This is a genomic window from Caulobacter sp. LARHSG274, from assembly GCF_052871235.1.
Window position 1 is genome coordinate 634,628 of the sequence record NZ_JBIXJO010000002.1, and the last position, 25,416, is coordinate 660,043.

The following is a 25,416-nucleotide window of genomic DNA, read 5'->3' on the forward strand; positions in this document are numbered from 1 at the left end:
GGAAACATCATGGCTCGTGGTGACCAACAGCGCGGAGAAGGCGGCCAACGCCGGGACCGTCGCGACCGCAACGCCCCCGAAGAGCGGGTCGACAGCGACATCGTCGAAAAGCTCGTCCACATCAACCGCGTCGCCGCCACCGTGAAGGGCGGCCGTCGCTTCAGCTTCGCCGCTCTGATGGTCGTCGGCGACCAAAAGGGCCGCGTCGGCTACGGTCATGGCAAGGCGCGTGAAGTGCCCGAAGCCATCCGCAAGGCGACCGAAGAAGCCAAGAAGACCATGGTCCGCGTCCCGCTCCGCGAGTCGCGCACCCTGCACCACGACGGCTACGGCCGTTGGGGCGCTGGCAAGGTCATGATGCGCGCGGCCCCTCCCGGCACCGGCGTCATCGCCGGCGGTCCGATGCGCGCGGTTCTCGAAACCCTGGGCGTCCAGGACGTGGTGGCCAAGTCGACGGGTTCCAGCAACCCGTACAACATGGTCCGCGCCACGTTCGAGGCCCTGAAGGTTCAATCGTCGCCCCGCCAGATCGCCGCCAAGCGCGGCAAGAAGGTCGGCGACATTCTCGGCCGCCGCGCCGACGGAGCCTCGGCTCCGGACGCCATCGAGGGCTAAGACATGGCTGAAGCAAAAACCAAGACCGTGAAGGTTCGCCAGACCGGCAGCCCGATCCGCCGCAACGCCGTCCAGCGCGCCACGCTCGCTGGCCTGGGTCTCAACAAGCTGGGCCGCGAGTCCGAGCTGGAAGACACCCCCTCGGTGCGCGGCATGATCCGCAAGGTCCAGCACCTGCTGGAAATCGTCGAGTAGTTCTGCTACGAGACGTCGAAATCGCCACCCCGGTGAAAGCCGGGGTGGTTTTCGTTTGAACGCCCGACCCCCTGTCGGGCCTCGGCGAAGCCAAAAGAACTATCGTTTCCAAAGCCGAGTCCGGCCGCTGGCCGGGCGCAGATCTCCAAGGAGAGGCACACATGACCAAGCTTAATGAACTGGCTCCGGCTCCCGGCTCGACCAAGGGCCGCATGCGCATCGGCCGCGGCCCGGGTTCGGGCAAGGGCAAGACCGGCGGTCGCGGTGTGAAGGGCCAGAAGGCGCGCTCGGGCGTCGCCATCGCCGGCTTCGAAGGCGGCCAGATGCCGCTGCACATGCGCATGCCCAAGCGCGGCTTCAACAACCCCTTCCGCCTGGAGTTCGCCGAAGTGAACCTGTGGCGCCTGGAACAGGCCGTCGAAGCCGGCAAGCTGAAGGCCGGCGCCGAGTTGGCCGCCGCCGACCTGATCGCCGCGGGCGTGATCCGTCGCGAACTGGACGGCGTGAAGCTGCTGGGCAAGGGCGAGATCAAGTCCGCCCTGAAGCTGACCGTCTATTCGGCGACCGAAGCGGCCATCAAGGCCGTGGAAGCGGCCGGCGGTTCGGTGACCGTGACCAAGAAGGCCAAGGTTCAGGCCGAAGCCTAAGACCATAGCGTCATCCCGGACGCCGCCGGCGACCGGGATCGCGGGGCGGGGAGATCGCATCTCCCATCGTCTCCGCAGTTCCCGCCGGGATGACGGAATCATGAGGCTCGCCGTGACATCGCGGCGAGCCTCACCTATGTACGGCTCCGTACGAAGGGTCTGGCCCGGGCGTCGATTCATCGCCGTCCGGGTTTCGGCTCAGAATTATGCTTGGAGCGCGACCTGACCGCGGATGCGGCGCGCGCTCTCGACGTGGGGATTTGAATGGCCTCGGCCGCCGAACAACTCGCAGCCAACATGAACTTCGGGTCCTTCCAGAAGGCCACCGAACTTCACAAGCGCATCTGGTTCACGCTCATCGCCCTGATCGTGTACCGCCTGGGCACCTATGTGCAGATCCCCGGGATCAACATCGAGGTCTTCCAGGCCGCCTTCGCCAATCAGTCGAAGGGCATCCTGGGCATGTTCAACATGTTCTCGGGCGGCGCCGTCCAGCGGATGACGGTCTTCTCGCTGAACGTCATGCCCTACATCAGCGCCTCGATCATCGTGCAGCTGATGGGCTCGGTGTATCCGCCGTGGGAGAAGCTGAAGAAGGAAGGCGGCGAGGCCGGCCGCAAGACCCTCAACCAGTACACCCGCTACCTGGCCGTGGTGCTGGCCCTGGTGCAGTCGTTCAGCATCGCCATCGGCCTGCAGAGCCAGGCCAATGTGGTGGTCAGCGGCATCGCCCCGGCCTTCTTCGTGATCTCCACCGTCGTCACCCTGACCGGCGGCACCCTGTTCCTGATGTGGCTGGGCGAGCAGATCACCAGCCGCGGCGTCGGCAACGGCGTGTCGCTGATCATCTTCACCGGCATCGTCTCGGCCCTGCCGCTGGGCGTGGTGCAGATGTTCACCCAGGTGCAGACCGGCTCGATGTCGGGCTTCGCCCTGTTCGCGGTCGCCATCCTGGCCGTCGCGGTGATCTTCTTCATCGTCTTCGTCGAGCGCTCGCAGCGCCGGATCCTGATCCATTATCCCAAGCGCCAGCAGGGCAACCGGATGATCGGCGGCGACACTTCGTTCATCCCGCTGAAGCTGAACACCGCCGGGGTCATCCCGCCGATCTTCGCCTCCAGCCTGCTGCTGCTGCCGACCACGGCCATGGGCTTCCTGGCCACCGCCAACCTGCCCAACTGGCTGCAATGGCTGCCCAGCGTCGTCGGCGCCCTGCAGCACGGCCAGCCGCTGTTCATGGTGCTGTACGCCTCGCTGATCATCTTCTTCTCGTTCTTCTACACCTCGGTGGTGTTCAATCCCGAGGAGACGGCCGAGAACCTGCGCAAGTACGGCGGCTTCATGCCGGGTATCCGCCCGGGCAAGCGGACGGCGGAATATCTGGACTATGTGCTGACCCGCCTGACGGTGATCGGCGCGGCCTACATCACCGCCGTCTGCATCCTGCCGGAACTGCTGATGAACAGCATGGGCCCGACCAAGTTCACCCTGGGCGGCACCTCGATCCTGATCGTCGTGACCGTGACCATGGACACGGTGGCCCAGATCCAGTCCCACCTGCTGGCCCACCAGTACGAAGGCCTGATCAAGAAGTCCAAGCTGCGCGGCGGCAAGGGGCGCTAGCCTCATAACGCACCTGCGGAAGGTATGAACGCGGAGGCCGGTTTGTCACAAACCGGCTTCCGTTTTTATCGAACCCACTCTAGGTCTGGCGGATACGGGCGGCAGATCCGTGAAAACGCGGGAAGCAAATTGATGAACTTGATCCTGTTCGGACCGCCGGCGGCGGGGAAGGGCACCCAGGCCAAGCGCCTGGTCGAGCAGCGCGGCATGGTCCAGCTGTCGACCGGCGACATGCTGCGCGCCGCCATCGCCTCGGGCTCGGAACTCGGGCAGAAGGTCAAGGGCGTGCTGGACCGCGGCGACCTGGTCACCGACGACATCGTCATCGCCCTGATCGAGGACAGGCTGCCCGAGGCCGAAGCGGCCGGCGGGGCCATCTTCGACGGCTTTCCGCGCACCGTGGCCCAGGCCGAGGCGCTGGACGCCATGCTGGCCAAGCGGGGGCAGAAGATCGACTCCGTTCTCCGACTCAAGGTAGACGAGCCCGCGCTCATCGAACGGATCAGCAAGCGATTCGCCGACCAGGGCCGACCCGACGACAATCCGGAAGTGTTCGTGACGCGCCTGGCGGCCTACAACGCCCAGACCGCGCCGCTGCTTCCTTACTACCGCGAGCAGGGCAAGCTCGTGGAACTGGACGGCATGGCTTCGGTGGAAACCGTGGCCGCCTCCATCGACGCCGCGCTTTCGGTCGTGGCTTAAGACTTCGTTGGAATCCTTTCATTCGATCGGATTCCGCCATTGACGGATGCGCAACTATCCCTATAACGGGGCGCTTCCGCGAAAGGGCGCGATCTGTGCGCGCCGGACTGGGTCGAAAGACCGGGCCGGGCGCGCCGTTCGCGTCTTTAGTGCGTGACTAGGAGAACATTAGACGTGGCCCGTATCGCAGGCGTCAACATCCCGACGAACAAGCGCGTTCTGATCGCGCTTCAGTACATTCATGGCATTGGCCAGAAGTCCGCTCGTGACATCGTCACGAAGGTGGGCATCGATGACGCCCGCCGGGTCAACCAGCTGACCGACGCCGAAGTGCTCGCGATCCGTGAAACGATCGACAAGGACTTCACCGTCGAAGGCGACCTGCGCCGCGAAAATTCGATGAACATCAAGCGCCTGATGGACCTGGCCTGCTACCGCGGCCTGCGTCACCGCAAGGGCCTGCCGGTCCGCGGTCAGCGCACCCACACCAATGCCCGCACCCGCAAGGGTCCGGCGAAGCCGATCGCCGGCAAGAAGAAGTAAGGCAGCCTAACCGATGGCCAAGGAACCGGCGCGCGTTAAAAAGCGCGAACGCAAGAACATCACCTCGGGCGTGGCGCACGTGAACGCCTCGTTCAACAACACCATGATCACCATCACCGACGCCCAGGGGAACACCATCTCCTGGTCGAGCGCCGGGGCGATGGGCTTCAAGGGCTCGCGCAAGTCGACCCCGTACGCCGCTCAGATGGCAGCGGAAGACGCGGGCAAGAAGGCCGCCGAGCATGGTGTGAAGACCCTCGAGGTCAACGTGTCAGGTCCGGGTTCGGGCCGTGAGTCGGCCCTGCGCGCCCTTCAGGCCGCCGGCATGACCATCACGACGATCCGCGACGTGACGCCGATCCCGCACAACGGCTGCCGTCCGCCCAAGCGTCGTCGCGTCTAGTACTATCACTACCCAATTCTCCATCGCCGGCTGCGAGATTCGCGGCCGGCGAGCCGCGTTCAAGGGATCGACCACGTGATCGAAAGAAACTGGAACGAGCTGATCCGTCCTGAGAAGCCGCAGATCGAGACTGGCGCCGACGCGACCCGCAAGGCTCGCATCGTGGCCGAGCCGCTCGAACGCGGCTTCGGTGTGACGCTCGGCAACGCTCTCCGCCGCGTCCTGCTCTCCTCGCTTCAGGGCGCCGCCGTCACCGCCATCCAGATCGATGGCGTGGTGCACGAATTCTCCTCGCTCGAGGGCGTCCGCGAAGACGTCGTCGACATCGTTCTGAACATCAAGCAGCTGGCCGTGCGCATGCACGCCGAAGGCCCCAAGCGCATGACCCTGCGCGCCACGGGCCCCGGCCCGGTGACCGCGGGTCAGATCGAAACCCCCGCCGACATCGAGATCCTGAATCCCGACCACGTGCTCTGCACGCTGGACGACGGCGCTTCGGTGCGGATGGAGTTCACGGTCAACACCGGCAAGGGCTATGTCCCGGCCGACCGCAACCGTCCGGAAGATGCGCCGATCGGCCTGATCTCGGTCGACGCCCTGTACTCGCCGGTCAAGCGCGTCGCCTATCGCGTCGAGCCCACCCGCCAGGGCCAGTCGCTGGACTATGATAAGCTGATCCTAGAAGTGGAAACCAACGGCGCGGTCACGCCGGTGGACGCGGTGGCCTACGCCGCCCGCATCCTGCAAGACCAGCTGCAGATCTTCATCACCTTCGAAGAGCCCAAGGCCAAGACCGCCGACGAGGCCAAGCCGGAACTGCCGTTCAACCCGGCCCTGCTGAAGAAGGTCGACGAACTGGAACTGTCGGTCCGCTCGGCCAACTGCCTGAAGAACGACAACATCGTCTATATCGGCGACCTGATCCAGAAGACCGAAGCCGAGATGCTGCGCACGCCGAACTTCGGCCGCAAGTCCTTGAACGAGATCAAGGAAGTGCTGGCCGGCATGGGCCTGCACCTGGGCATGGACGTGCCGAACTGGCCGCCCGAAAACATCGAAGACCTGGCCAAGAAGTTCGAAGACCAGATCTAAGACCGCGTAACGCGCCTAATCCGGGCCGCCCGCCAGTTCCCAGGAACCGGTGGGCGGCCTGGGCCTTTTGAAGCCGCAACAGCGGTGGAGGGCCCCGGCGCTTCGTTCTGACCCCGGCTGGGACGCCGCCGGGATAGGTGACAATCCGCGCTTCTTCTTCGCGCGACAGCGGGCCAAGGCCCAGGAGAGACCACAATGCGTCACGGTAAAGCACACCGTAAACTGGGCCGTACGTCCGCTCACCGCACCGCCATGTTCGCCAACATGTCGGCCTCGCTGATCAAGCACGAGCAGATCGTCACCACCCTGCCCAAGGCCAAGGAACTGCGTCCGTTCGTCGAGAAGCTGGTCACCCTGGCCAAGCGCGGCGACCTGCACGCCCGTCGCCAGGCCATCAGCACCGTCCGCGACGTCGAGCAAGTCGGCAAGCTGTTCGCCACCATCGGTCCCCGCTACAAGGACCGCCAGGGCGGCTACATCCGCGTCCTGAAGGCCGGCTTCCGCTACGGCGACAACGCCCCGCTGGCCGTCATCGAGTTCGTCGACCGCGACGTCTCGGCCAAGGGCAAGGACTCCGGTCCGGTGTTCACGGGTTCGGAAGACTAGGATTTTCGGCGCAAGCTGATGGAGGGGGCCTCGGAGCGATCCGGGGCCCTTTTCGTTTGGCCGCCCGCCCTCGGCGCGTCATTTCGTCTCAAGGACGTTTGATCCCAGGGGCCGGAGGCATGGTTGAGCCTTTGTTCACTTCGTCGGCTCAATCTCCGCCCTAAGAATTTTGGGGAGGGTGGAGATGAAGATCTCCGGCGTCATGCGCGGCTTCGGCGGCGCGCTGGCCGTGGGCGTGGTCCTGGCCGGCGGCCTGGCCCTGTTCGCGATCGAGGGCCTGAGGGTCGGCGGGCCGCTGTTCCGCCAGATCGTCGCCAACAAGGACATCGTCGCCGACATCCTGCCGCCGCCGCTCTATGTGGTCGAGGCCGACCTGGTGGCGACCAAGCTGGTGGCCCATCCCGAGACCGTCGCGACCGCCTCTGACAAGCTGGCGGCCCTGCGCAAGGACTATGACGCCCGGCGCGCCTACTGGGCCCAGGCGCCGATCGACCCGACCATGCGCGACATGCTGGTCGTCCAGTCGGCCGCGCCGGCCGCGGAGTTCTGGCGCCAGATCGACCAGGAGGTCCTGCCGGCCGTGCGCTCGGGCGACCTGGAGCGCGCCCGCCAGGGTCTGGTCAGGGCCGACGCCGCGTACGAGGCCCACCGCGCCATCATCGACAAGGTGGTGGTCATGGCCAACCACGACGCCCAGGCGGTCGAGGCCGCCGCGGCCCGCCAGACCCGCCTGGCCTTCCTGCTGCTGGCCGGGGCCGGGGCGCTGATGCTGGCCGTGGTCGGCGGGGGCGTGGTGCTGATGAGCCGCCGCATCGTCCGGCCGATCCAGGCCATGACCGGCTATATGGGCCGGCTGGCCGGCGGCGACTATGACAGCGCCGTGCCGTTCGCGGGCCGGGGCGACGAGATCGGCGGCATGGCCACCTCGGTGGCGGTGTTCCGCGAGGCCATCCTCGACCGTCAGGCCGCCGAGGCGCGCATCGCCGCCGAGCAGGGCCAGGCCGAGGCGATCAAGGCCCGCACCGATACCGAGCGCCAGGCCGAGGCGGCCGGCCGCCTGCAGGTGGTCGAGGCCCTCGGCGCCGCCGTGGCCCGGCTGTCGGCCGGCGACCTGACCGCCCGCCTGTCCCAGGCGTTCCCGCCGGCCTATGAAGGCCTGCGCGGCGACTTCAACCGCGCCATCGCCGCCCTGGAGGAGACGCTGGGCGAGGTGATCGGCGGGGCCGGGGTGCTGCGCTCGGGAGCCGGCGAGATCCGCGGGGCGGTCGAGGATCTCTCGGCCCGCACCGAGCGCCAGGCCGCTAGCCTGGCCGAGACCGCCGCGGCGCTGCGCCAGCTCGGGGCGGGCGTCCAGCAGACCGCCCAGGGCGCGGAGGAGGCCAACACCGCCGTCACCGACAGCCGCGCCGTGGCCGACCGCTCCAGCCAGGTCGTCGGCCGCGCGGCGGAGGCCATGACCCAGATCGAGACCTCGTCCAGCAAGGTCTCGCAGATCCTCGGCGTGATCGACGAGATCGCCTTCCAGACCAACCTCCTGGCGCTCAACGCCGGGGTCGAGGCGGCCCGGGCCGGCGATGCGGGCCGCGGCTTCGCGGTCGTCGCCCAGGAGGTGCGGGCCCTGGCCCAGCGCTCGGCCGAGGCGGCCCGCGAGATCAAGGGCCTGATCGCCGAGTCCTCCGACCATGTCCGCTCGGGCGTCGCCCTGGTCGGCGAGACCGGGGCGGCCCTGGACGACATCATCGCCCGGGTCGGACGGATCGGCGGGCTGATGGGCCAGATCGCCCAGTCCAGCCGCGAGCAGGCCGCCGGCCTGGTCCAGGTCGACCAGGCGGTGGCCCAGATGGACCAGGTCATCCAGCAGAACGCCGCCATGGCCGAGCAGGCCACCGCTGCCAGCCGCGGCCTGGCCGAGGACGCCGTGCGCCTGCAGGACCAGGTCGGACACTTCCAGGTCGGCGCAGCGCGGCCGGGGCGGGCGGCGGCTTAGGGCGCGCCTACTCCTTCGTCAGGTCCTGTCGGCGGAACAGCGCCAGGGCCGCGGCGACCAGCGCCACCAGCCAGGCGACCAGCAGCACCAGACCCAGACCCGCCGGACCACCCTCCGGCCGCATCTCGGCCGGGGAGGCGACGAACGCCTTCAGCAGGCGGGCGGCGTAGGCCGGGATGGCCAGGCTCTTCCAGCTGGTCTCCTGCACCGCCGCGGCCAGGGTCGACTGGACGGCGACGACGACCAGGCCGGCGATCACCGCCCCCAGGGTCGAGCGGGTCAACACCCCGACCACGCCGGCCAGGGCGCCGATCATCACCACCTCCAGCCAGGTGATCAGGAACACGCCGGCGAACTGGCCCAGGAAGGCCGAGCCGACGGCGGGGCCGACCAGCGGAGCGGCGTTGATCACGCTGCTGAACACCCCGCCCAGCGCGGCGGCCAGGGCGGTGGCCAGCAGGCTCCAGGCGGCGGCCTCGGCGAAGACGATCAGCTTGGCGGCCAGCAGGTTCAGCCGGCTGTTGCGCGGGGTCAGCAGCCGCCAGGTCTCCCAGCGATAGTCGCCGGCCAGGATCGACGCCGCCCCGATCAGCAGGAACAGGGCGGTCATCGGCCCCGAGGCCCCGGCCACCGCGCCCATAGCCCGGTTGGCCAGGTCGGTCGTCGCGCCGGGAATAGTCCGATGGAAAGCGGCGCGGACGAAGAGATCGGTGGCCAGGCTGAACAGCAGGGCGGCCAGCGGCGCGAACAGGAAGCCCCAGAACAGGGCGGCGCGGTCGCGGCTGAGGCGGAACCGCTCGGCGGCGATGGCGTCAGCGAGCATCGGCCGTCTCCTTCAGGTCCAGGGCGCCCAGATAGGCGCTCTCCAGGTCGGCCTCGCGCCAGCGGGCCTCGCTGATCTCGACCCCGGCCTCGACCAGGGCCCGGATCAGGGCGGGGGTCTCGGGGCGAGGGATGTCGGCCAGCACGGCGTCGGGGCCGTCGGCGGCGCCGCGCTCGCCCAGCACGGCCAGGGCCCGCTCGACCGGCGTCACCGCCAGCCGCAGGCGGGCCCGGCCGCCGGTCAGGGCCTCGACCGAGCCCTCGGCCGCCAGCTTGCCCTTGGACAGGATCGCCACCCGGTCGCAGACCCGCCGCACCTCGTCCAGCTGGTGGCTGGCCAGGATGATGGTCACGCCCTCCTTGTCGGCCAGGTCGCGGATCAGGGCGCGGATCTCCTGGATGCCGGCCGGGTCCATGCCGCTGGTCGGCTCGTCGAGGATCACCAGCTCGGGCCGGGTGAAGAAGGCCGCCGCCAGGCCCAGCCGCTGCTTCATGCCGACCGAGAAGCCGCCGGTCTTGCGGTCGGCCGCGGCCGTCAGGCCGACGCGGTCGAGCCAGAAGTCGATATCGGCCTTGTCGCCGGCCCCGCTCTCCAGGGCCAGCATCCTCAGGGTGTCGCGGGCGGTCAGATAGGGCGGATAGCGCGGGGTCTCGATCATCGCCCCCACCCGGCGCAGCGACGCCGTCGCCCCGGCCGGAGCCCCGAACAGCCGCGCCGCGCCGCTGGTGGAGCGGACCAGGCCAAGAGCAATGCGGAACAGGGTGCTCTTGCCCGCGCCGTTGGGGCCGAGCACGCCGAACACCCCGCCGGCCGGAATGCTCAGCGTCAGGCCGTCCAGGGCCCGCACCGGGCCGTAGGTCTTGACGAGGCCCTCGGCCTCCAGGGCGAAGCTCATGCGGAAAGGGTTCCGGTGGCGGTCATGCGGCGACTCCCTGGAAAGATGCGGCGACTATGGCCGGGGGCGCTCGAACCGCCAAGTGAAGTCGCGGTCATGGATGGCGGGCCGTCACACGGCTGGGCTATAGGCGAGGCGTCGAGTTGGAGATGCGTGATGGTCCGTCGTCTGGTCGCCCTGGTCCTGGCCCTGACCCTGGGCGCCTGCGCCTCGGCGGCGCCATCGCCGCCGCCGTCGCCGACCCAGGGGGCGGCCCTGACCATCCTGATCTCCCTGGACGGCTTCCGGCCCGACTATCTGGACCGGGGAAACACCCCCGCCCTGAACGCCCTGGCGGCCGACGGCGTGCGCGGGGCGATGCGACCGTCGTTCCCGTCCCTGACCTATCCCAATCACTACACCCTGGTGACCGGCAAGCGGCCCGACCACCACGGCATGGTCAACAACACGCTGGAAGACGACGCCATCCCCGGCGTCAGTTTCAGCATGTCCAACCACGAGGCGGTCGCCGACGGCCGCTGGTGGGACCAGGCCAGGCCGATCTGGGTCAGCGCCGAGCAGCAGGGCGTCCACGCCGGCACGCTGTTCTGGCCCGGCTCGGAAGCCCGGATCGACGGCGTGCGGCCCAGCCGTTGGCAGGCGTTCGACATCAAGGTCCCGTCCAATGACCGGGTCGACACCCTGCTGTCCTGGATCGACGCCAGGGAGCCGCCGCTGGGCTTCGCCACCCTCTATTTCGACCGCACCGACACCGAGGGCCACCACTACGGTCCCTATTCTCCGGAGGTGAACGCCGCCGCCGCCGAGGTCGACGCCGCCATCGCCCGGCTGGTGGCGGGGCTGAAGGCGAGGGGGCTCTATCAGAGCACCAACCTCGTCGTCGTCGCCGACCACGGCATGGCCCCCCAGCCGCTGAGCGGTCTGGTCGACGTGGCCACCCTGGCCGACCCGGCCAAGGCCAAGTTCGTCAGCACCGGCTCGATCGTCGGCGTCCGGCCGCTGCCGGGCTTCGAGGCCGAGGTGACGGCGGCGATGCTGAAAGCCCATCCGCACCTGACCTGCTGGCAAAAGGCCAGGATCCCGGCCCGCTTCGGCTACGGGACCAATCCGCGGGTGCCGCCGATCGTCTGCCTGGCCCAGAGCGGCTGGTACTTCACCACCGCCAGCGCCCTCAAGAAGCGCTGGGCCGAGCATCCGCGCGACGGCGGGGCGCATGGCTATGATCCGGCCAGCCCGGACATGCGCGCGGTGTTCGTTGCCCATGGTCCGGCGTTCAAGCCGGGCGTGGTGCTGCCGGTGTTCGACAATGTCGACGTCTATCCGCTGCTGACGCGGCTGATCGGCGTGAAGGGCGACAAGGGGGACGGTTCACTGGCGCCGGTGAAGGCGGCGCTGCGCTGAAAGGGGCGGGGCCGCCGCCCGGCCTGGGCGAAGGTCCCTCCTGTCGCCAATGATCTTGTAGCGCTAGATATTCCCCGACACTGCGAATGGAGTCCCGTCATGCACCGCGCCTCCCTCACCTCGGCCCTCTGCTATCGCAATCCCAAGGCGGCGCTGAAGTGGCTGGAGGCGGCCTTTGGCCTGAAGATCCAGGGCTGGCTCTAGGTTCATGACGCCCGACGACTTCCGCCGCCTGGCCCTGGCCCTGCCCGAGGCGGTCGAGAGCGCCCACATGGGCACCGTCGACTTCCGGGTCGGGCGGATCTTCGCCACCCTGGGCTATCCCAATCCCGGCTTCGGCATGGTGTCCCTGACTCGCGAGCAGCAGGACATGGTGGTCGGGGTCGAGCCGGCGATGTTCGCGCCCGTCCCCGGCGCGTGGGGACTGAAGGGCGCGACCCTGGTGGTGCTGGACGCCGTCGACGAGCTCACCCTGCGCGGCGCCCTGGAGGCGGCCTGGCGACTGAAGGCCAACAAGCGCCAGATCGCCCTGCTGGAGGCGCGCCGGACGAGCTCCTGAGGGCTTGCCCGACTCCCTTCCAGGTCGCACAAACACCACCCCAGGGAAGACGCCGAGCCATGACCAAAGCCATCAGCGGAACGCGGCGCCAGGCGGCGCTGGGCTTCATCTTCGTCACCGCCAGCATGGACGTGCTGTCTCTGGGCGTGATGATTCCGGTGCTGCCGGAACTGATGAAGCGGTTCAACGGCGGCGACACCGCCGCCACCGCCCTGTGGGCCGTGCTGTTCGCCACGACCTGGGGGGTGATGCAGTTCTTCTGCTCGCCGATCCTGGGCCTGATGTCCGATCGCTTCGGCCGTCGGCCGGTGATCCTGACCTCAATCTTCGGCCTGGGGATCGACTTCCTGTTCATGGCCTTCGCGCCCAACCTGTGGTGGCTGTTCGTCGGCCGGGTGTTCAACGGCATGACCGCGGCCAGCTTCTCGACTGCCGGGGCCTATGTGGCCGACGTCACCGCGCCCCAGGACCGGGCCAAGGGCTTTGGCCTGATGGGGGCGGCGTTCGGGGTGGGCTTCACCTTCGGCCCGGCCCTGGGCGGCTGGCTGTGGCACTTCGACCATCGCCTGCCGTTCCTGGTCTGCGCGGGCCTGGCCCTGTGCAACTGGTTGTACGGCTTCTTCGTGCTGCCCGAGTCCCTGCCCCCGGAGAAGCGGATCGAGCGCTTCGACTGGAAGAAGGCCAATCCCGTCGGCTCGCTGAACCTGCTCAAGAGCAAGCCCAACCTGCTGGGCCTGGCCGTGGTCGGCTTCCTTTTCCAGCTGTCGCACAACGTGCTGCCCAGCGTCTTCGTGCTGTACATGGGCTTCCGCTATCACTGGTCCACGCAGTTGATCGGCCTGACCCTGATGGGCAGCGGCGTGGCCGGCATCCTGCTGCAGAGCTTCGTGGTCGGGCCGGTGGTCAAGCGGGTCGGCGAGCGCGGGGCGCTGCTGATCGGCCTGTTCTCGGGCTGCGTCGGCTTCATGATCTACGGCCTGGCCCCGACCGGCTGGCTCTATCTGTGCGGCCTGCCGATCTTCGCCTTCACCGGCCTGATCCAGCCGGGCCTGCAGGGGCTGATGACCCGCCGGGTCGCGCCCTATGAGCAGGGCCAGCTGCAGGGGGCCAATTCGGCGATGATGGGTATTTCGTCGATCATCGGCCCGTCGCTCTACCTGCTGCCGTTCGCCTGGGTGGTCCGCCACGACGCCACCCTGCACATGCCCGGCCTGCCGGTCCTGATCGCCGCGACCCTGCTGCTGGGGGCCAGCCTCCTGGCCTTCCGCGTCGCCCATCCGCTGGCGGCGGAACCTCAGGCGGCCGAAGCGGCTTAAGTGCCAGGGTCCGTCCTCGGCGTTTGCGGCCGAATCCGAACCTCGGCCGCCATCAATGCGCCCGAAAGCTTCGCTGATCTCGCGGGCCGCCAATCACGGAGTCGCCAAACGCCCATGCGATCCCATCGCGCCGTGCTTCCCGCTCTGGTCCTGCTGGCCGCCTGCTCGCCGCAGGGACCGTCCAAGGCCCAGTCGATCCCGGACCTGGCCCAGCCCACCCGCCGGGCCCCGACCGATCCGATGTCGATGAAGGCCTCGTTCTCGCCGGTGGTGAAGAAGACCGCGCCGGCCATCGTCAATGTCGCCAGCCGCCGGGTCGTGCGCCAGCAGGCCGATCCGTTCTGGGACTTCTTCATGGGCGGCGGCGGCGGCGCGCCGCGCGAGCAGGTGCAAGGGTCCTTGGGCTCCGGCGCGATCGTCCGGGCCGACGGGGTGATCATCACCAATCACCACAATATCGAGAACATGAGCGACATCACCGTCCAGCTGACCGACCGCCGGGAGTTCCCGGCCACGGTGCTGCTGGACGATCCGCGCTCGGACCTGGCGGTGCTGAAGATCGACACCAAGGGCGAGCGCCTGCCGGTGATCGCCATCGACGACCAGGAGCAGCTGGAGGTCGGCGACCTGGTGCTGGCCATGGGCAACCCGTTCGGGGTCGGCCAGACCGTGACCAACGGCATCGTCTCGGCCCTGGCCCGCACCGATGTCGGGGCGGCCGAGTTCGGCAGCTACATCCAGACCGACGCGGCGATCAATCCGGGCAATTCCGGCGGCCCGCTGGTCGACATGGACGGCGACCTGGTCGGGGTGAACACCTTCATCATCTCGCGCTCGGGCTCGTCCAGCGGCGTCGGCTTCGCCATTCCGGCGGCGGTCGTGCGCCAGGTGGTGAGCACGGCCCTGGGCGGCGGCCACAGCGTGGTGCGGCCCTGGCTGGGCGTGAAGGGCCAGCCGGTGACCGGCGAGATCGCCCGCAGCCTGGGCCTGGCCACTCCGCGCGGGGTGGTGATCTCCGACGTCTATCCCGGCGGCTCGGCCGACCGGGCCGGCATCCGCGACGGCGACGTGATCCTGACCATCGACGGCCGGGCGGTGAACGACGAAGGCGGCGGCGCCTTCGCCATCGGCACCCACAAGATCGGCGACCGGGTGTCGGTGCTGATCAACCGGGGCGGCAAGGAACAGACCCTGACCCTGCGGGCCGAGGCCGCGCCCCAGACCCCGGCCAAGGACGAGCGCGTGCTGAAGGGCCGCAACCCGTTCGACGGCGCCACGGTGGTCAACCTGTCGCCGGCCGCGGCCCAGGACCTGGGCGTCGACCCGTTCGCCGGCCGCGGCGTGCTGATCACCAAGATCGGCCAGGGCTTCGCCCTCGACGCCGGCCTGCGGCCCGGCGACTTCGTCCGCGAGGTCAACGGCAAGGCCATCGGCACCACCGCCGAGCTGGCGGCGGCGACCAGCAGCGGCGCGGGGACCTGGACGGTGACCATCGAGCGCAACGGCCAGAGGATCACGGCCCGCTTCCGGACCTGACGCGGCGCGCTCGTCCCGGCGCTTGTCGGCAAGGCCCGCCAGCGGTACCGTAGCCGCTGCGGCCGACCGACGATCCGTTGAGGAGCGCGCCATGACCTATGTTGGAAGTTGCTTTTGCGGCGCGGTCCAGCTGGAGGCCGAGGGCGAGCCGGAGGCGATGGGCTATTGCCACTGCGCCTCATGCCGCTCCTGGTCCGGCGGGCCGGTCAACGCCTTCAGCCTGTGGAAGCCGCAGGCCGTGCGGATCACCGCCGGATCCGACGCGGTGGCGACCTACGAGAAGACCGGGTTCAGCCAGCGGCAATACTGCGCCAAGTGCGGCGGCCACCTGATGACCGGCCATCCGACCCTGGGTCTGGTGGACGTGTTCGCCGCCACCCTGCCGACCCTGGCCTTCACGCCCGGCGTGCACGTGAACTACGCCCAGACCGTGCTGCCGATGCGCGACGGCCTGCCCAAGCTGAAGGACTTCCCGGCCGAGTTCGGCGGCACCGGCGAGGCGATGGCGGAGTAGGGCCAGGCGCCCCGTTCGACGCCGGGCTTTCTTCCTGCCGTGTGATCCTGGGCCTCGTAGGAGGGGCTCCTCTCCACGCGGCCTTGTCATGATGGACGGTTTGGCGTCGAGCGTCCGCCCGCGACCCGACACCGCGCTTGGCGCCCCCGCCGACGCGCCTTAGAGAGGTCCGTTCCCGACGCATCCTCCCGAGCGCTCCCGATGCACGACATCAAGGCCATCCGCGACAACCCCGAAGCCTATGAAGCCGCCTGGTCGGCCAAGGGCCGTTCGGGCGCGGCCGACCAGGCGGTCAAGCTGGACGCGGCCCTGCGCGCGGCCCAGACCGCCTTGCAAGAGGCCCAGGCCAAGCGCAACGAGAGCTCCAAGCTGATCGGCATGGCCAAGGCCAAGAAGGACGAGGCCGAAGCCGCCCGCCTGATGGCCGAGGTCGAGCGCCTGAAGGAGGTCATGGCCTCGGCCGCCCGGACCGAGACCGAGGTCGGCGGCGAGTTGCGCGACCTGCTGGCCAGCCTGCCCAACGTCCCCGCCGCCGACGTGCCGCCGGGCGAGGACGAGGCCGGCAATGTCGAGGTCCGCCGCTGGGGCGACGCGTCCAAGCTGCCGGCCGGCCGGCTGAACGCCCCCAAGGACCATGTCGACCTCGGCGCGGCCCTCGGCGGCATGGACTTCGAGGCCGCCGCCAAGATGAGCGGCGCCCGCTTCGTGGTGCTGAAGGGCCAGATCGCCCGGCTGGAGCGGGCGCTCGGCCAGTTCATGCTCGACCTGCAGACGGTGGAGCACGGCTATACGGAGGTGTCGCCGCCGCTGCTGGTCAAGGACGAGGCGCTGTTCGGGACGGGGCAGCTGCCGAAGTTCGCCGAGGACCTATTCCGTATTCCCAACTACTTCGACGACGTAAAGGCCCTGTCACAAGCTCGCTGGAAGGCTCTTCTCGATACCAAGGTTGAGGACATCCATGAGCCCGGCGACGAGCGGAATATACAAACACGGGCTGATCAAGAAGCTAGGCAAAGGTTGGCCTTTGCTGAGGCCCTAGGAGAATATCAAGCAGGGCAAAGTCCTGACCGCCGGTGGCTCATCCCCACCGCCGAAGTCTCCCTGACCAACCTCGTCCGCGAGCAGATCACCGGCGAGGAGGAGCTGCCGCTGCGGCTCACCGCCCTGACCCCCAGCTTCCGCTCCGAGGCCGGCGCCAGCGGCCGCGACACTCGCGGCATGATCCGCCAGCACCAGTTCTACAAGGTCGAGCTGGTCTCGATCACCACCCCCGACCAGAGCGAGGCCGAGCACGAGCGCATGGTGACCTGCGCCGAGGCGATGCTCAAGAAGCTCGACCTGCCGTTCCGCACCATGCTGCTGTGCGCCGGAGACATGGGCTTCGGCGCTCGCAAGACCTATGACCTCGAGGTCTGGCTGCCGTCGCAGAACACCTATCGCGAGATCAGCTCGTGCTCCAACTGCGGCGACTTCCAGGCCCGGCGCATGGACGCCCGCTTCAAGAAGGCCGGCGAGAAGGGGACCCAGTACGTCCACACCCTCAACGGCTCGGGTCTGGCGGTCGGCCGCACCCTGGTGGCGGTGCTGGAGAACTACCAGGACGAGGCCGGGCGGATCACCGTGCCGGACGTGCTGGTCCCGTACATGGGCGGGGTGACGCAAATCGGGGGCGAAGGGTGACCGGCGCGCGCTCCATTCTCCCTTCTCCCCTTGCGGGAGAAGGTGGCGGCCGAAGGCCGACGGATGAGGGGTCGAAGACCGTTTCAGCCGCTTTCCTCCCCAACCGCCTGTGCGACCCCTCATCCGTCGGCTCCGCCGACACCTTCTCCCGCAAGGGGAGAAGGAAATAATGCGCATTCTCCTCACCAACGACGACGGCATTCACGCCGAGGGCCTGCAGAGTCTGGAGCGGATCGCCCGGGTCCTGTCGGACGACATCTGGATCGTGGCCCCGGAATACGAGCAGTCGGGGGCCAGCCGGGCCCTGACCCTGTCGGACCCGATCCGGGTGCGGCGGATCGAACCGCGCCGCTTCGCCGTCGAGGGCACGCCGACCGACTGCGTGGCCATGGCCGTCCAGCAGCTGATCGACGGCCCGGCCCCGGACCTGGTGCTGTCGGGCGTCAACCGCGGCCAGAACCTCGCCGAGGACGTCACCCTGTCGGGCACCGTGGCCGGCGCCATCGAGGGCATGGCGCTCGGCGTGCCGTCGATCGCCCTGTCCCAGGCCATGGCCTATTTCCACGACGACGTCGTCGCCCACTGGGAGACCGCCGAGGCCTACGGGCCGGGCATCGTCCGCCGCCTGCTGGAGATCGGCTGGCCCCGCGACGTCATCATGAACGTCAATTTCCCGGCCATCGCCCCCGAAAGCATCACCGCCGTCGAAGTCACCCGCCAGGGCTTCCGCGACTCGCACATGCGGCGCATGGAAAAACGCACCGACCTGCGCGGTCGCGACTATTACTGGACCGGCTTCACCACCCAGCCGTCCAGCCCGGCGGAGGGAACCGATCTGAAAGCCGTCTACGAGGGGCGCATCTCGGTCACGCCCCTGCACATCGACCTGACCCACAACCCGACGATCGCGGCCATGAAGGGCCTGCTCGGCGGCGCCCCGCCGCGGCCCGATCCCGTCGCGGCGGAGCCGGCGGCGTGATGGCCCAGGCCCGGTCGCCCGAGACCCCCGAGGCCCGGCTCAAGGCCCTGATGGCGGCCCTGCGCGCCCAGGGCGTCACCGACCCGGCCGTGCTGGGCGCCATCGAGAAGACCCCGCGCGACCTGTTCACGCCGGACCTGTTCAAGGAGCGGTCGTGGGAGGATTCGGCCCTGCCGATCGCCTGCGGCCAGACCATCAGCCAGCCGTTCATCGTCGGGCTGATGACCCAGGCCCTGACCCTGGAGCCGCGCTGCCGGGTGCTGGAGATCGGCACCGGCTCGGGCTACCAGACCGCCGTGCTCAGCCGGGTCTCGCGGCTGGTCTATACGATCGAGCGCTATCGCACCCTGATGAAGGAGGCCGAGGCCCGGTTTTCGACCCTGGGCCTGACCAATGTCATCACCAAGTTCGGCGACGGCTGGGAAGGTTGGCCCAAACAGGCGCCGTTCGACCGTATTCTGGTCACGGCCGCCGCCCAGGATGAGCCCGAAGCTCTGCTGGCCCAACTCAAGCCGCAAGGCGTCCTGGTGGCGCCGGTCGGCAAGGGTCCGGTGCAGAGCCTTCGCCGCTATGCCGGCGACGGCGAGGGGGGCTTCACGGTCGAGGTCCTATGCGACGTGCGCTTCGTCCCGATCCTGGACGGCGTCGCCCGCGAATAGCGGGCCGGCGCCGCCGGGTTTCCCGACGCGGGGCAAGATGTTTAATGATGGGTTTACCCTTGCGGCGGCCACTAGAGCCTCGCGAGGGAGAGGAGAGGCTATGAGGCAGTTGTGGACGCGCGCGGCGGTGATCGCCCTGACGGCTGGAACCCTCGCGGCCTGCGAGACCACCGGCGGCGCGCAATATCCGACGCGAGCGGGCGAGCCGGCCGGGGCCGCGCCGCGCGGCCTGACCCCCAACTTCCCGATCGTCCAGGCCCCGCCGGCCAATCCGCAGCCCGAGGCCCCGGTCCAGACCCAGGCCGACGAGCCGCCGCAGTCGCTGTCGCCGCCGCCCTCCAGCGTCGGGGTGTCCAGCCAGCCCCTGGCCCCGGTCCAGGCCGCCGAGCCGCCGCCGGCCGCGCCGCCCCCGCCGCCGCCGCAACCCCGGCCGACCCCGCCGCCGCGGCCCGTGGTCGTCACCACGGTCGCCGGCCCGGTCGTCGAGGTCGCTGGCCCGGGCCGGACCTACAAGATCAAGAAGGGCGACGCGATCGACTCCATCGCCCGCGAGCTGGGCACGACCCGCGCCGACCTGGTCAAGGACAACGGCCTGAAGGCCCCGTACCGGATCAAGCCCGGCCAGACCCTGAAGGGCCCGCAGACCGAGGCCAAGGCCTATGTGGTCCAGACCGGCGACACCATGTTCGCCATCGCCAAGCGCTTCTCGGTCACCGCCGCGGCCCTGGCCGACGAGAACGACCTGAGCACCGGGGCGGCGATCCGCAAGGGCCAGAAGCTGCGCCTGCCGGCCGGCTACAAGGACAGGGGCCCGACCAAGACCACCGTGCTGCCGCCGGTGGCTCAAGAGCTCCCGGCCCAAGCCGCGACCCGGCAGGCGGCGATCGGAACCCCAAGCCGTACGCCGGCCGCCGCGCCTTCGCGGATGACCGAGACGGTCAGCGCCGAGGCGCCGCCGCCGGCCCGCCCGACCACCACCACGACGGTCAGCGTCACTGGTCCGGTGGTCGAGGTCGCCGGCCCGCGCCGCGTCTACACCGTCCGGTCGGGCGACGCGATCGACTCCATCGCCCGCGAGCTGGGCACGACCCGCGCCGACCTCGTCGACGACAACGACCTCAAGGCCCCGTACCGCATCCATCCGGGCCAGAAGCTGAAGGGCCCGGCCACCACGGCCAAGGCCTATGTCGCCCAGGGCGGCGACACCGTGGCCGAGGTCGCCAAGCGCTTCGGCGTCAAGCCCGCCGCCCTGGCCTCCGAGAACGACATCCGCGTCGGCGCGACCCTGAAGAAGGGCCAGAAGCTGCGCCTGCCGTCCGGCTATCGCGACCGCGGCCCGCTGCGGACCACGGTGACCACCGCGCCGCCGCCGGCCCCGACCCCGGTCCCGCGCCCGACCACGCCGGCTCCGATCTATGTGCCGCCGGCCGCGACCACGCCGTCTGCCCCGGTCCCCTACGCCCCCGGCCCGTCGACGCCGCGGCCCTATACCCCGCCGCCGGCCAGCAGCTATCCGCGGCCCAGCGCCCCCGTCGCGGCCCAGCCGATGGTCCCGCCGCCGGCCGCCATGCCGCCTGGTGGCCGCCCGATCATCGAAAGCAGCGCCCCGCCGACCGAGGCCGAGATCACCGCCGCCGGCCGCGGCCGCTTCGTCTGGCCGCTGCAGGGCGAGACCCTCTCCGACTTCGGTCCCAAGGGCACGGGCCAGCGCAATGACGGCGTCAATATCCGCGCCGCCCTCGGCGCCCCGGTCCGCGCCGCCGCCGCCGGCGAGGTGGTCTATGCCGGCAACCAGGTGCCGGGCTTCGGCAACCTCGTGCTGATCAAGCACGCCGACGGCTGGGTGACGGCCTACGCCCACCTGTCGTCCACCGAGGTGAAGATGCGCGAGCAGGTCACCCAGGGCCAGGTCGTCGGCGCGGTCGGCCAGACCGGCGGCGTCACCGAACCGCAACTGCACTTCGAAGTCCGCTACGCCCCGACCCCGAAGGACAAGGCCCGCCCGGTGGATCCCGGTTTGGTGCTGCCGAAGTAGGCTGGGCTGGCGGAACGGCCGCGCCTGCCGCTACCGAGAAGGTCGGCGCGGGCGAATGCGGCGGCCAGACGCTCGTCAAGGACGAGCTGAGGCGTCGATTTTATGCGCCGCGCCACGGAAGCCGCCGCCTGCTCGCGCATCAGGGAATGGGCCATGATCCAGCGCCAGCGCGCCAGCATGAAAAGTCGCTTGCATTAGTGACGATCGTCGCTCGGTTTCCCGATCGAGCGTGAGCCGCCTGTTCGGCGGCTATCCATTGAAAAATCGGAAGAATGGTTCTGCAACGGACGGAAAAGCCATGTCCACGGCAGGGGCATGCGTAATCGCAGTTGATTTTATATATGAGATTTGATTTTCATATCAAAACTAAACAGATGCGACGCGCACGGACGCGCCGCCGATCAGGGTATGAAGGGGGAGGGGCGCTCATGAAGATGCGGGCTCTTGGCGTTGGCTTGGCCGCCGCCGCGACGGTCTTTTGCTTGGCCAACCGGGCGGATGCCGCGGAAGCGGCCTACAGTTGGCGCACCGTGCCCTGGGGCGGCGGGGGCTATGTCGACGGCTTCGTCTATCATCCGAAGGTCAAGGACCTCCTCTACACCCGCACCGATGTCGGCGGGGCCTATCGCTACGATTTCGCCGCCAGGCGCTGGATCCCGCTGCTCGACAGCCTCAGCCACGCCGACGCCGACCTGAACGGCATTCTCAGCATCGCGGTCGATCCCAACGACGCCAACAAGCTCTATCTGGCGTGCGGGCTTTATCTGGGCCAGTGGGCTCACAATGCATCGGTCCTGCGCTCGGACGACCGGGGCGCGACCTGGAGCAAGACCGAGCTGAGCATCAAGCTCGGCGGCAATGCCGAAGGGCGCGGGGCGGGCGAACGCCTGCGGGTCGATCCGAACCTGGGCGACATCCTGTTCCTGGGCTCCAACGAGAACGGCCTGTGGAAGAGCGCCGACGGCGCCAAGACCTTCGCCAAGCTTGGCGGCTTCCCGGGCTCCAGCGTGTCGCTGGTGCTGATCGACCCAAGCTCCGGCGCCAAGGGCTCGCCCAGCCAGAGGCTCTATGTCGGGGCCAGTTATATCGGCTCGAGCGACGACAAGGGTGGCCTCTGGGTCAGCCAGGACGGCGGCGCGAACTTCGCGCTCGTACCCGGCGCGCCGCGGCAGACGCCGCAGCGCGCGGCGTTCGGGGCCGACGGCTTTCTCTATGTCACCTTCGCGGACGGCGACGGCAAGTCCAAGTCCGACCTCAACCCCAACAACGCCGCGATCGGCGGGGTCTGGAAAATGGACCTCAAGACCGGAAAGTGGAAGGACATCACGCCCGTCCAGCCGATGCTGGGCCAGCGGCAGTTCGGCTATTCCGGGGTCGACGTCGACCCCGCCCATCCGGGCACGATCGTGACCTCGACTGTCGACCGCTGGTGGCCCGAGCCCGACGATATCTTCCTGTCGCGGGACGGGGGCGCGCACTGGACGCCGCTGCGGGCCAAGTCGCGGTTCACTACCCGCTTTCCATGGCGCGAAGGCGAAACCATGGGCAGCTGGCTCTCCGACGTGAAGTTCAATCCGTTCAATCCGGACGAGCTGATCTACGGCACCGGCGGCGGGGTGTGGATGACCCGCAACCTGTCGGCGGCGGACTCGGGCAAGACGGTCGAGTTCGACTTCGCCGACGACGAGCTTGAGGAAACCGCGATCCTGCAGATGGTGTCGCCGCCGGCCGGCGCGACGCTGATCGCGGCCCTGGGCGACGTGGCGGGGGGGAGCTGGGACGACGTGACCAAATCCCCGCCGGCCTCAGGGTTGTTCACCGGCGGAAGCCATCGGTCGGTGGACGTGGCCTGGCTGAAGCCCGGCTTCGTCGCGCGCACGCTCGACGCCAAGCCTTACGGCTATTATTCCGAGGACGGCGGGCTGAAATGGACGGCCTTCCCGTCGGCGCCGCCCGCGCCCCAGAACGCCCAGGGGGATTGGCGCGCCATCGGCAAGCTCGCCATCTCCGCCGAGGGAACCTCGATCGTCTGGGCCATGCCGCGGGACAAGGCCTACTACTCCTTCGACAAGGGCAAGACGTGGACGCCGTCGGCCGGCTGGCCCCAGGACCCGGACGGCCGGCACGTCCCAGTCGCCGACAGGACCGTCAACGGGGTGTTCTACGTCCATGACGGCGCGGGCGGGCAGATCCTGATCAGCGTCGATGGGGGCCAGAGCTTTAAGCCGGTGATCCGGGGCATTCCCCCCGTGCCCGGCTATATGGAAGCCGAACTGGCCGTAGTCCCCGGACGGGCGCGCGACCTGTGGCTGGCCGGACCGTTCGGCCTGATGCATTCGGCGGAAGCCGCCAAGCCGCTGGCCAATGTGAAGGACGTCGACGAGGCCTGGCACATCGGCTTCGGCAAGGCCGCGCCCGGCCGGTCCTATCCGGCGGTGTTCCTGACGGGGAAGATCAAGGGCCAGACCGGCATCTGGCGCTCCGACGACGAAGGCAAGAGCTGGGTGCGCATCAATGATGACGTCCACCGGTTCAGCGACGGCGGCGTGCTGGCCGGCGACCCGTTCGAGTACGGAACCGTCTATGTCGCGCGCGGCGGCGGCGGCGTGGTGGCGGGCAAGATCGGGAAATAGCGGCCACAGGGGTCCTGGGCCTTGACGAGGCCTGGCACATCGGCTTCGGCAAGGCCGCGCCCGGCCGGTGCTATCCTGCGGTGTTCCTGACGGGGAAGATCAAGGGCCAGACCGGCATCTGGCGCTCCGACGACGAGGGCAAGAGCTGGGTGCGCATCAATGATGACGTCCACCGATTCAGCGACGGCGGCGTGCTGGCCGGCGACCCGTTCGAGTACGGAACCGTCTATGTCGCGCGCGGCGGCGGCGGCGTGGTGGCGGGCAAGATCGGGCAATAGCGACAAGGGGTCCCGGGCCTTGCGCCCGGGACCCCGCTCAGCCGCCCCGGCGTGGCCGGAAGCGCCGCTTAGGAAGCCTTGCAGTGACTATTGATGAAATCCTGGTGTGAACTGACCGCCTGCGCCGAACTCATGATCTCTTCGCGGCGCAAGTCCATGCCCGTGCGGATCTGCTCCAAGGGATAGAAATCCGCCGATATGTGGTAGCGCGCTGGAACGACGCCGTTGCCCAACAGGATGGCGAGCCAGCTCGGCTCCATATAGGATTCGAGATCGCCCAGCGGGATGTGTCCGCTGGCCTTCCAGACATCAAGCTTGTGGCGAAGGCTGTCGGGGATCTCGATCTCGCGGCACGCCGCCCACAACGGCTCGGGACGGCGCGAAAGGTAATAGTGCGCGATGATGAAGTCGCGGATGCGTTCGATCTCTCGGGTCGAGATCCGATTATATTCGTCGCGCAGAACAGGGTCGATGGTCCGCTGGGGGAAGTATTGAAGCAGCTTCAAGACTCCCAAGATGATCAACTGCAGTCCGGTTGATTCCAGCGGTTCGAGAAAGTTGGAGGCGAAACCGATCCCCACGCAATTGCGGTTCCAGAACTGCTTGCGATGGCCGGAGGTGAAGCGGAACAGCCGGGGCTCGGCCAGCGGTTCGCCGTCGAGATTGGCCAACAAGGCTTCGCGCGCCTGGTCGTCGCTCCAGAACTCCGAACTATAGACCATGCCATTGCCGCTGCGATGTTGCAGCGGAATGGTCCAGCGCCAGCCCCCGGCGTGCGCGGTGGATCGCGTAAACGGCGTGGGCGCGTCGGGGCGTTTCGAGGGGGCCGCCATGGCCCGGTTGCAAAGCAACCAGCGCGACCAATCGACGAACGGCGTCTCCAACGCCTTTCCCAGCAATTCGGACGCGAACCCGGTGCAATCGAGGAACAGGTCGCCGGCGACCGTCACGCCATTGGCCAGATGGATGGCGGCGATATCGCCGGTCTCGCCATCCAGATCGACGTGCGTCATCTTGCCTTCGATACGCTGTACGCCCAGCTCGGTCGCCACGTCCCGCAGATAGCGGGCGTACAGTGCGGCGTCGAAATGATAGGCGTGGTGATAGCGCGAATCCAGCGGGCCGCTCGGGGCGAAATTGTTGTTTTTCGCGACGGCGTAGGCGAACGAATAATCATCGATCGGACGGTCGTCGCCGGCTTGGTGCAATCTCAGCCAGTAATGGTAGGCCGACACCCCTTGAACCGGCGGGCCATAGTCGCTGAAGGCGTGGAAATGCCGGTTTCCCGCAACGCCCCAGTCGCAAAATTCAATACCCAGCTTGAACGTGCCCTGGGTGCGGCGAATAAAGTCGAATTCATCAATGCCGAGCAAGGCGTTGCATTGCGCCAGGATCGGGATCGTCGCCTCGCCGACGCCGATGATGCCGATCTCCTCGGATTCGACCAGGGTGATGCGCGTCTGATGGCGACCCGTCTTCTTGGCCAGCAGCGCGGCCGCGATCCACCCCGCCGCGCCGCCACCGAGAATGACGATATCCTGTTGAGGGCCGTTGCTCATACACATGCCTCGCCATGAACTTACCCGGCGCCGCGGCTGCCGGATGGGTTTCAGGCCTATGCGGGGGGTGGACGTCGGTCAAGGCGCGCCGACCGGCTGGGCCTGTGACGGGCGACCAGGCAGGACCCGGCCGCAA

The 25,416-nt window shown here is 68.8% G+C and carries 23 protein-coding genes and 2 pseudogenes; 22 read left to right on the forward strand and 3 right to left on the reverse strand.

All coding sequences use genetic code 11. The features are described from left to right. Positions 1 to 9 precede the first annotated feature (9 nt). The 11 genes and pseudogenes from rpsE to ACIPQB_RS07385 all read left to right on the forward strand — a co-directional run. Positions 10 to 615, forward strand: a complete 606-nt coding sequence (gene rpsE, locus ACIPQB_RS07335; protein WP_018113050.1) for a 30S ribosomal protein S5 — start codon at positions 10 to 12, stop codon at positions 613 to 615. 3 nt (positions 616 to 618) lie between these two features. Then, positions 619 to 810, forward strand: coding sequence for a 50S ribosomal protein L30 (rpmD, locus tag ACIPQB_RS07340; RefSeq protein ID WP_446484549.1), 192 nt, complete (start codon positions 619 to 621; stop codon positions 808 to 810). 161 nt (positions 811 to 971) lie between these two features. After that, a complete protein-coding gene (rplO, locus tag ACIPQB_RS07345; protein ID WP_446484550.1) occupies positions 972 to 1,457 on the forward strand; it encodes a 50S ribosomal protein L15 in 486 nt (161 codons plus the stop codon). Between the two features lie 264 nt (positions 1,458 to 1,721). Beyond that, positions 1,722 to 3,080 carry a preprotein translocase subunit SecY gene (gene secY, locus ACIPQB_RS07350; RefSeq protein ID WP_446484551.1) on the forward strand — a complete coding sequence of 453 codons (1,359 nt, stop codon included), beginning with the start codon at positions 1,722 to 1,724 and terminating at the stop codon, positions 3,078 to 3,080. Between the two features lie 132 nt (positions 3,081 to 3,212). Next, on the forward strand, positions 3,213 to 3,782 hold the full coding sequence (locus ACIPQB_RS07355) for an adenylate kinase (protein ID WP_446484552.1): 570 nt from the start codon (positions 3,213 to 3,215) through the stop codon (positions 3,780 to 3,782). A gap of 174 nt (positions 3,783 to 3,956) precedes the next feature. Then, positions 3,957 to 4,325, forward strand: a complete 369-nt coding sequence (gene rpsM, locus ACIPQB_RS07360; RefSeq protein ID WP_012285684.1) for a 30S ribosomal protein S13 — start codon at positions 3,957 to 3,959, stop codon at positions 4,323 to 4,325. A 13-nt stretch (positions 4,326 to 4,338) separates the two neighbouring features. Then, positions 4,339 to 4,728 (forward strand): 30S ribosomal protein S11, encoded by a 390-nt coding sequence (rpsK, locus tag ACIPQB_RS07365; protein WP_007662706.1) that lies wholly within the window; start codon positions 4,339 to 4,341, stop codon positions 4,726 to 4,728. Positions 4,729 to 4,803: 75 nt separating this feature from the next. Beyond that, positions 4,804 to 5,820 carry a DNA-directed RNA polymerase subunit alpha gene (locus ACIPQB_RS07370; protein ID WP_056759332.1) on the forward strand — a complete coding sequence of 339 codons (1,017 nt, stop codon included), beginning with the start codon at positions 4,804 to 4,806 and terminating at the stop codon, positions 5,818 to 5,820. A gap of 195 nt (positions 5,821 to 6,015) precedes the next feature. Then, positions 6,016 to 6,426: a 50S ribosomal protein L17 gene (gene rplQ / locus ACIPQB_RS07375; RefSeq protein WP_446484553.1), complete on the forward strand. Its 411-nt coding sequence runs from the start codon at positions 6,016 to 6,018 to the stop codon at positions 6,424 to 6,426. A gap of 799 nt (positions 6,427 to 7,225) precedes the next feature. After that, a pseudogene (locus ACIPQB_RS07380) lies at positions 7,226 to 7,366 on the forward strand (HAMP domain-containing protein); the annotation flags it as partial. Positions 7,367 to 7,621: 255 nt separating this feature from the next. Beyond that, positions 7,622 to 8,413 (forward strand): annotated as a pseudogene (locus tag ACIPQB_RS07385) (methyl-accepting chemotaxis protein); the annotation flags it as partial. Between the two features lie 7 nt (positions 8,414 to 8,420). Here the strand turns inward: ACIPQB_RS07385 and ACIPQB_RS07390 are convergent. Both ACIPQB_RS07390 and ACIPQB_RS07395 read right to left on the reverse strand, forming a co-directional pair. After that, positions 8,421 to 9,236, reverse strand: coding sequence for an ABC transporter permease (locus ACIPQB_RS07390; RefSeq protein ID WP_446484554.1), 816 nt, complete (start codon positions 9,234 to 9,236; stop codon positions 8,421 to 8,423). Continuing rightward, positions 9,226 to 10,131 carry an ABC transporter ATP-binding protein gene (locus tag ACIPQB_RS07395; RefSeq protein WP_446484555.1) on the reverse strand — a complete coding sequence of 302 codons (906 nt, stop codon included), beginning with the start codon at positions 10,129 to 10,131 and terminating at the stop codon, positions 9,226 to 9,228. Before ACIPQB_RS07395 ends, ACIPQB_RS07390 begins: the two co-directional genes overlap by 11 nt. A gap of 156 nt (positions 10,132 to 10,287) precedes the next feature. On the opposite strand from ACIPQB_RS07395, the gene ACIPQB_RS07400 reads away from it, so the two are divergent. The 11 genes from ACIPQB_RS07400 to ACIPQB_RS07450 all read left to right on the forward strand — a co-directional run bounded on the left by ACIPQB_RS07400 (position 10,288) and on the right by ACIPQB_RS07450 (position 23,721). Further along, positions 10,288 to 11,532, forward strand: a complete 1,245-nt coding sequence (locus ACIPQB_RS07400; protein ID WP_446484556.1) for an alkaline phosphatase family protein — start codon at positions 10,288 to 10,290, stop codon at positions 11,530 to 11,532. Positions 11,533 to 11,740: 208 nt separating this feature from the next. Then, a complete protein-coding gene (locus ACIPQB_RS07405; RefSeq protein ID WP_446484557.1) occupies positions 11,741 to 12,091 on the forward strand; it encodes an MmcQ/YjbR family DNA-binding protein in 351 nt (116 codons plus the stop codon). Positions 12,092 to 12,150: 59 nt separating this feature from the next. After that, on the forward strand, positions 12,151 to 13,407 hold the full coding sequence (locus ACIPQB_RS07410) for a TCR/Tet family MFS transporter (protein WP_446484558.1): 1,257 nt from the start codon (positions 12,151 to 12,153) through the stop codon (positions 13,405 to 13,407). 114 nt (positions 13,408 to 13,521) lie between these two features. Then, positions 13,522 to 14,943, forward strand: coding sequence for a Do family serine endopeptidase (locus tag ACIPQB_RS07415; protein WP_446484559.1), 1,422 nt, complete (start codon positions 13,522 to 13,524; stop codon positions 14,941 to 14,943). Positions 14,944 to 15,034: 91 nt separating this feature from the next. Next, positions 15,035 to 15,457: a GFA family protein gene (locus ACIPQB_RS07420; RefSeq protein WP_446484560.1), complete on the forward strand. Its 423-nt coding sequence runs from the start codon at positions 15,035 to 15,037 to the stop codon at positions 15,455 to 15,457. A gap of 201 nt (positions 15,458 to 15,658) precedes the next feature. Further along, positions 15,659 to 17,137: a serine--tRNA ligase gene (gene serS, locus ACIPQB_RS07425; RefSeq protein ID WP_446484561.1), complete on the forward strand. Its 1,479-nt coding sequence runs from the start codon at positions 15,659 to 15,661 to the stop codon at positions 17,135 to 17,137. A gap of 169 nt (positions 17,138 to 17,306) precedes the next feature. After that, entirely contained in the window at positions 17,307 to 18,116 is an 810-nt protein-coding gene (surE, locus tag ACIPQB_RS07430; protein ID WP_446484562.1) for a 5'/3'-nucleotidase SurE, read from the forward strand. Further along, entirely contained in the window at positions 18,116 to 18,775 is a 660-nt protein-coding gene (locus tag ACIPQB_RS07435; RefSeq protein WP_446484563.1) for a protein-L-isoaspartate(D-aspartate) O-methyltransferase, read from the forward strand. The genes surE and ACIPQB_RS07435 overlap by 1 nt, the downstream gene beginning before the upstream one ends. Positions 18,776 to 18,875: 100 nt before the next feature. Further along, complete coding sequence (dipM, locus tag ACIPQB_RS07440) at positions 18,876 to 20,810, forward strand: cell division endopeptidase DipM (RefSeq protein ID WP_446484564.1); 1,935 nt, start codon at positions 18,876 to 18,878, stop codon at positions 20,808 to 20,810. Positions 20,811 to 21,238: 428 nt separating this feature from the next. Then, positions 21,239 to 23,443: an exo-alpha-sialidase gene (locus ACIPQB_RS07445; RefSeq protein WP_446484565.1), complete on the forward strand. Its 2,205-nt coding sequence runs from the start codon at positions 21,239 to 21,241 to the stop codon at positions 23,441 to 23,443. An 80-nt stretch (positions 23,444 to 23,523) separates the two neighbouring features. Then, positions 23,524 to 23,721 (forward strand): hypothetical protein, encoded by a 198-nt coding sequence (locus ACIPQB_RS07450; RefSeq protein ID WP_446484566.1) that lies wholly within the window; start codon positions 23,524 to 23,526, stop codon positions 23,719 to 23,721. Between the two features lie 68 nt (positions 23,722 to 23,789). Here ACIPQB_RS07450 and ACIPQB_RS07455 read toward each other — a convergent pair whose 3' ends face one another. Continuing rightward, complete coding sequence (locus ACIPQB_RS07455; protein WP_446484567.1) at positions 23,790 to 25,280, reverse strand: tryptophan halogenase family protein; 1,491 nt, start codon at positions 25,278 to 25,280, stop codon at positions 23,790 to 23,792. Positions 25,281 to 25,416 lie beyond the last annotated feature (136 nt).

Bases quoted from the DNA above. Each gene is read 5' to 3' on its own strand.
- rpsE (WP_018113050.1), top strand. From the start codon at position 10: ATGGCTCGTGGTGACCAACAGCGCGGAGAAGGCGGCCAACGCCGGGAC.
- rpmD (WP_446484549.1), top strand. From the start codon at position 619: ATGGCTGAAGCAAAAACCAAGACCGTGAAGGTTCGCCAGACCGGCAGC.
- rplO (WP_446484550.1), top strand. From the start codon at position 972: ATGACCAAGCTTAATGAACTGGCTCCGGCTCCCGGCTCGACCAAGGGC.
- secY (WP_446484551.1), top strand. From the start codon at position 1,722: ATGGCCTCGGCCGCCGAACAACTCGCAGCCAACATGAACTTCGGGTCC.
- ACIPQB_RS07355 (WP_446484552.1), top strand. From the start codon at position 3,213: ATGAACTTGATCCTGTTCGGACCGCCGGCGGCGGGGAAGGGCACCCAG.
- rpsK (WP_007662706.1), top strand. From the start codon at position 4,339: ATGGCCAAGGAACCGGCGCGCGTTAAAAAGCGCGAACGCAAGAACATC.
- rplQ (WP_446484553.1), top strand. From the start codon at position 6,016: ATGCGTCACGGTAAAGCACACCGTAAACTGGGCCGTACGTCCGCTCAC.
- ACIPQB_RS07390 (WP_446484554.1), bottom strand. From the start codon at position 9,236: ATGCTCGCTGACGCCATCGCCGCCGAGCGGTTCCGCCTCAGCCGCGAC.
- ACIPQB_RS07395 (WP_446484555.1), bottom strand. From the start codon at position 10,131: ATGAGCTTCGCCCTGGAGGCCGAGGGCCTCGTCAAGACCTACGGCCCG.
- ACIPQB_RS07400 (WP_446484556.1), top strand. From the start codon at position 10,288: ATGGTCCGTCGTCTGGTCGCCCTGGTCCTGGCCCTGACCCTGGGCGCC.
- ACIPQB_RS07405 (WP_446484557.1), top strand. From the start codon at position 11,741: ATGACGCCCGACGACTTCCGCCGCCTGGCCCTGGCCCTGCCCGAGGCG.
- ACIPQB_RS07410 (WP_446484558.1), top strand. From the start codon at position 12,151: ATGACCAAAGCCATCAGCGGAACGCGGCGCCAGGCGGCGCTGGGCTTC.
- ACIPQB_RS07415 (WP_446484559.1), top strand. From the start codon at position 13,522: ATGCGATCCCATCGCGCCGTGCTTCCCGCTCTGGTCCTGCTGGCCGCC.
- ACIPQB_RS07420 (WP_446484560.1), top strand. From the start codon at position 15,035: ATGACCTATGTTGGAAGTTGCTTTTGCGGCGCGGTCCAGCTGGAGGCC.
- serS (WP_446484561.1), top strand. From the start codon at position 15,659: ATGCACGACATCAAGGCCATCCGCGACAACCCCGAAGCCTATGAAGCC.
- surE (WP_446484562.1), top strand. From the start codon at position 17,307: ATGCGCATTCTCCTCACCAACGACGACGGCATTCACGCCGAGGGCCTG.
- ACIPQB_RS07435 (WP_446484563.1), top strand. From the start codon at position 18,116: ATGGCCCAGGCCCGGTCGCCCGAGACCCCCGAGGCCCGGCTCAAGGCC.
- dipM (WP_446484564.1), top strand. From the start codon at position 18,876: ATGAGGCAGTTGTGGACGCGCGCGGCGGTGATCGCCCTGACGGCTGGA.
- ACIPQB_RS07445 (WP_446484565.1), top strand. From the start codon at position 21,239: ATGAAGATGCGGGCTCTTGGCGTTGGCTTGGCCGCCGCCGCGACGGTC.
- ACIPQB_RS07455 (WP_446484567.1), bottom strand. From the start codon at position 25,280: ATGAGCAACGGCCCTCAACAGGATATCGTCATTCTCGGTGGCGGCGCG.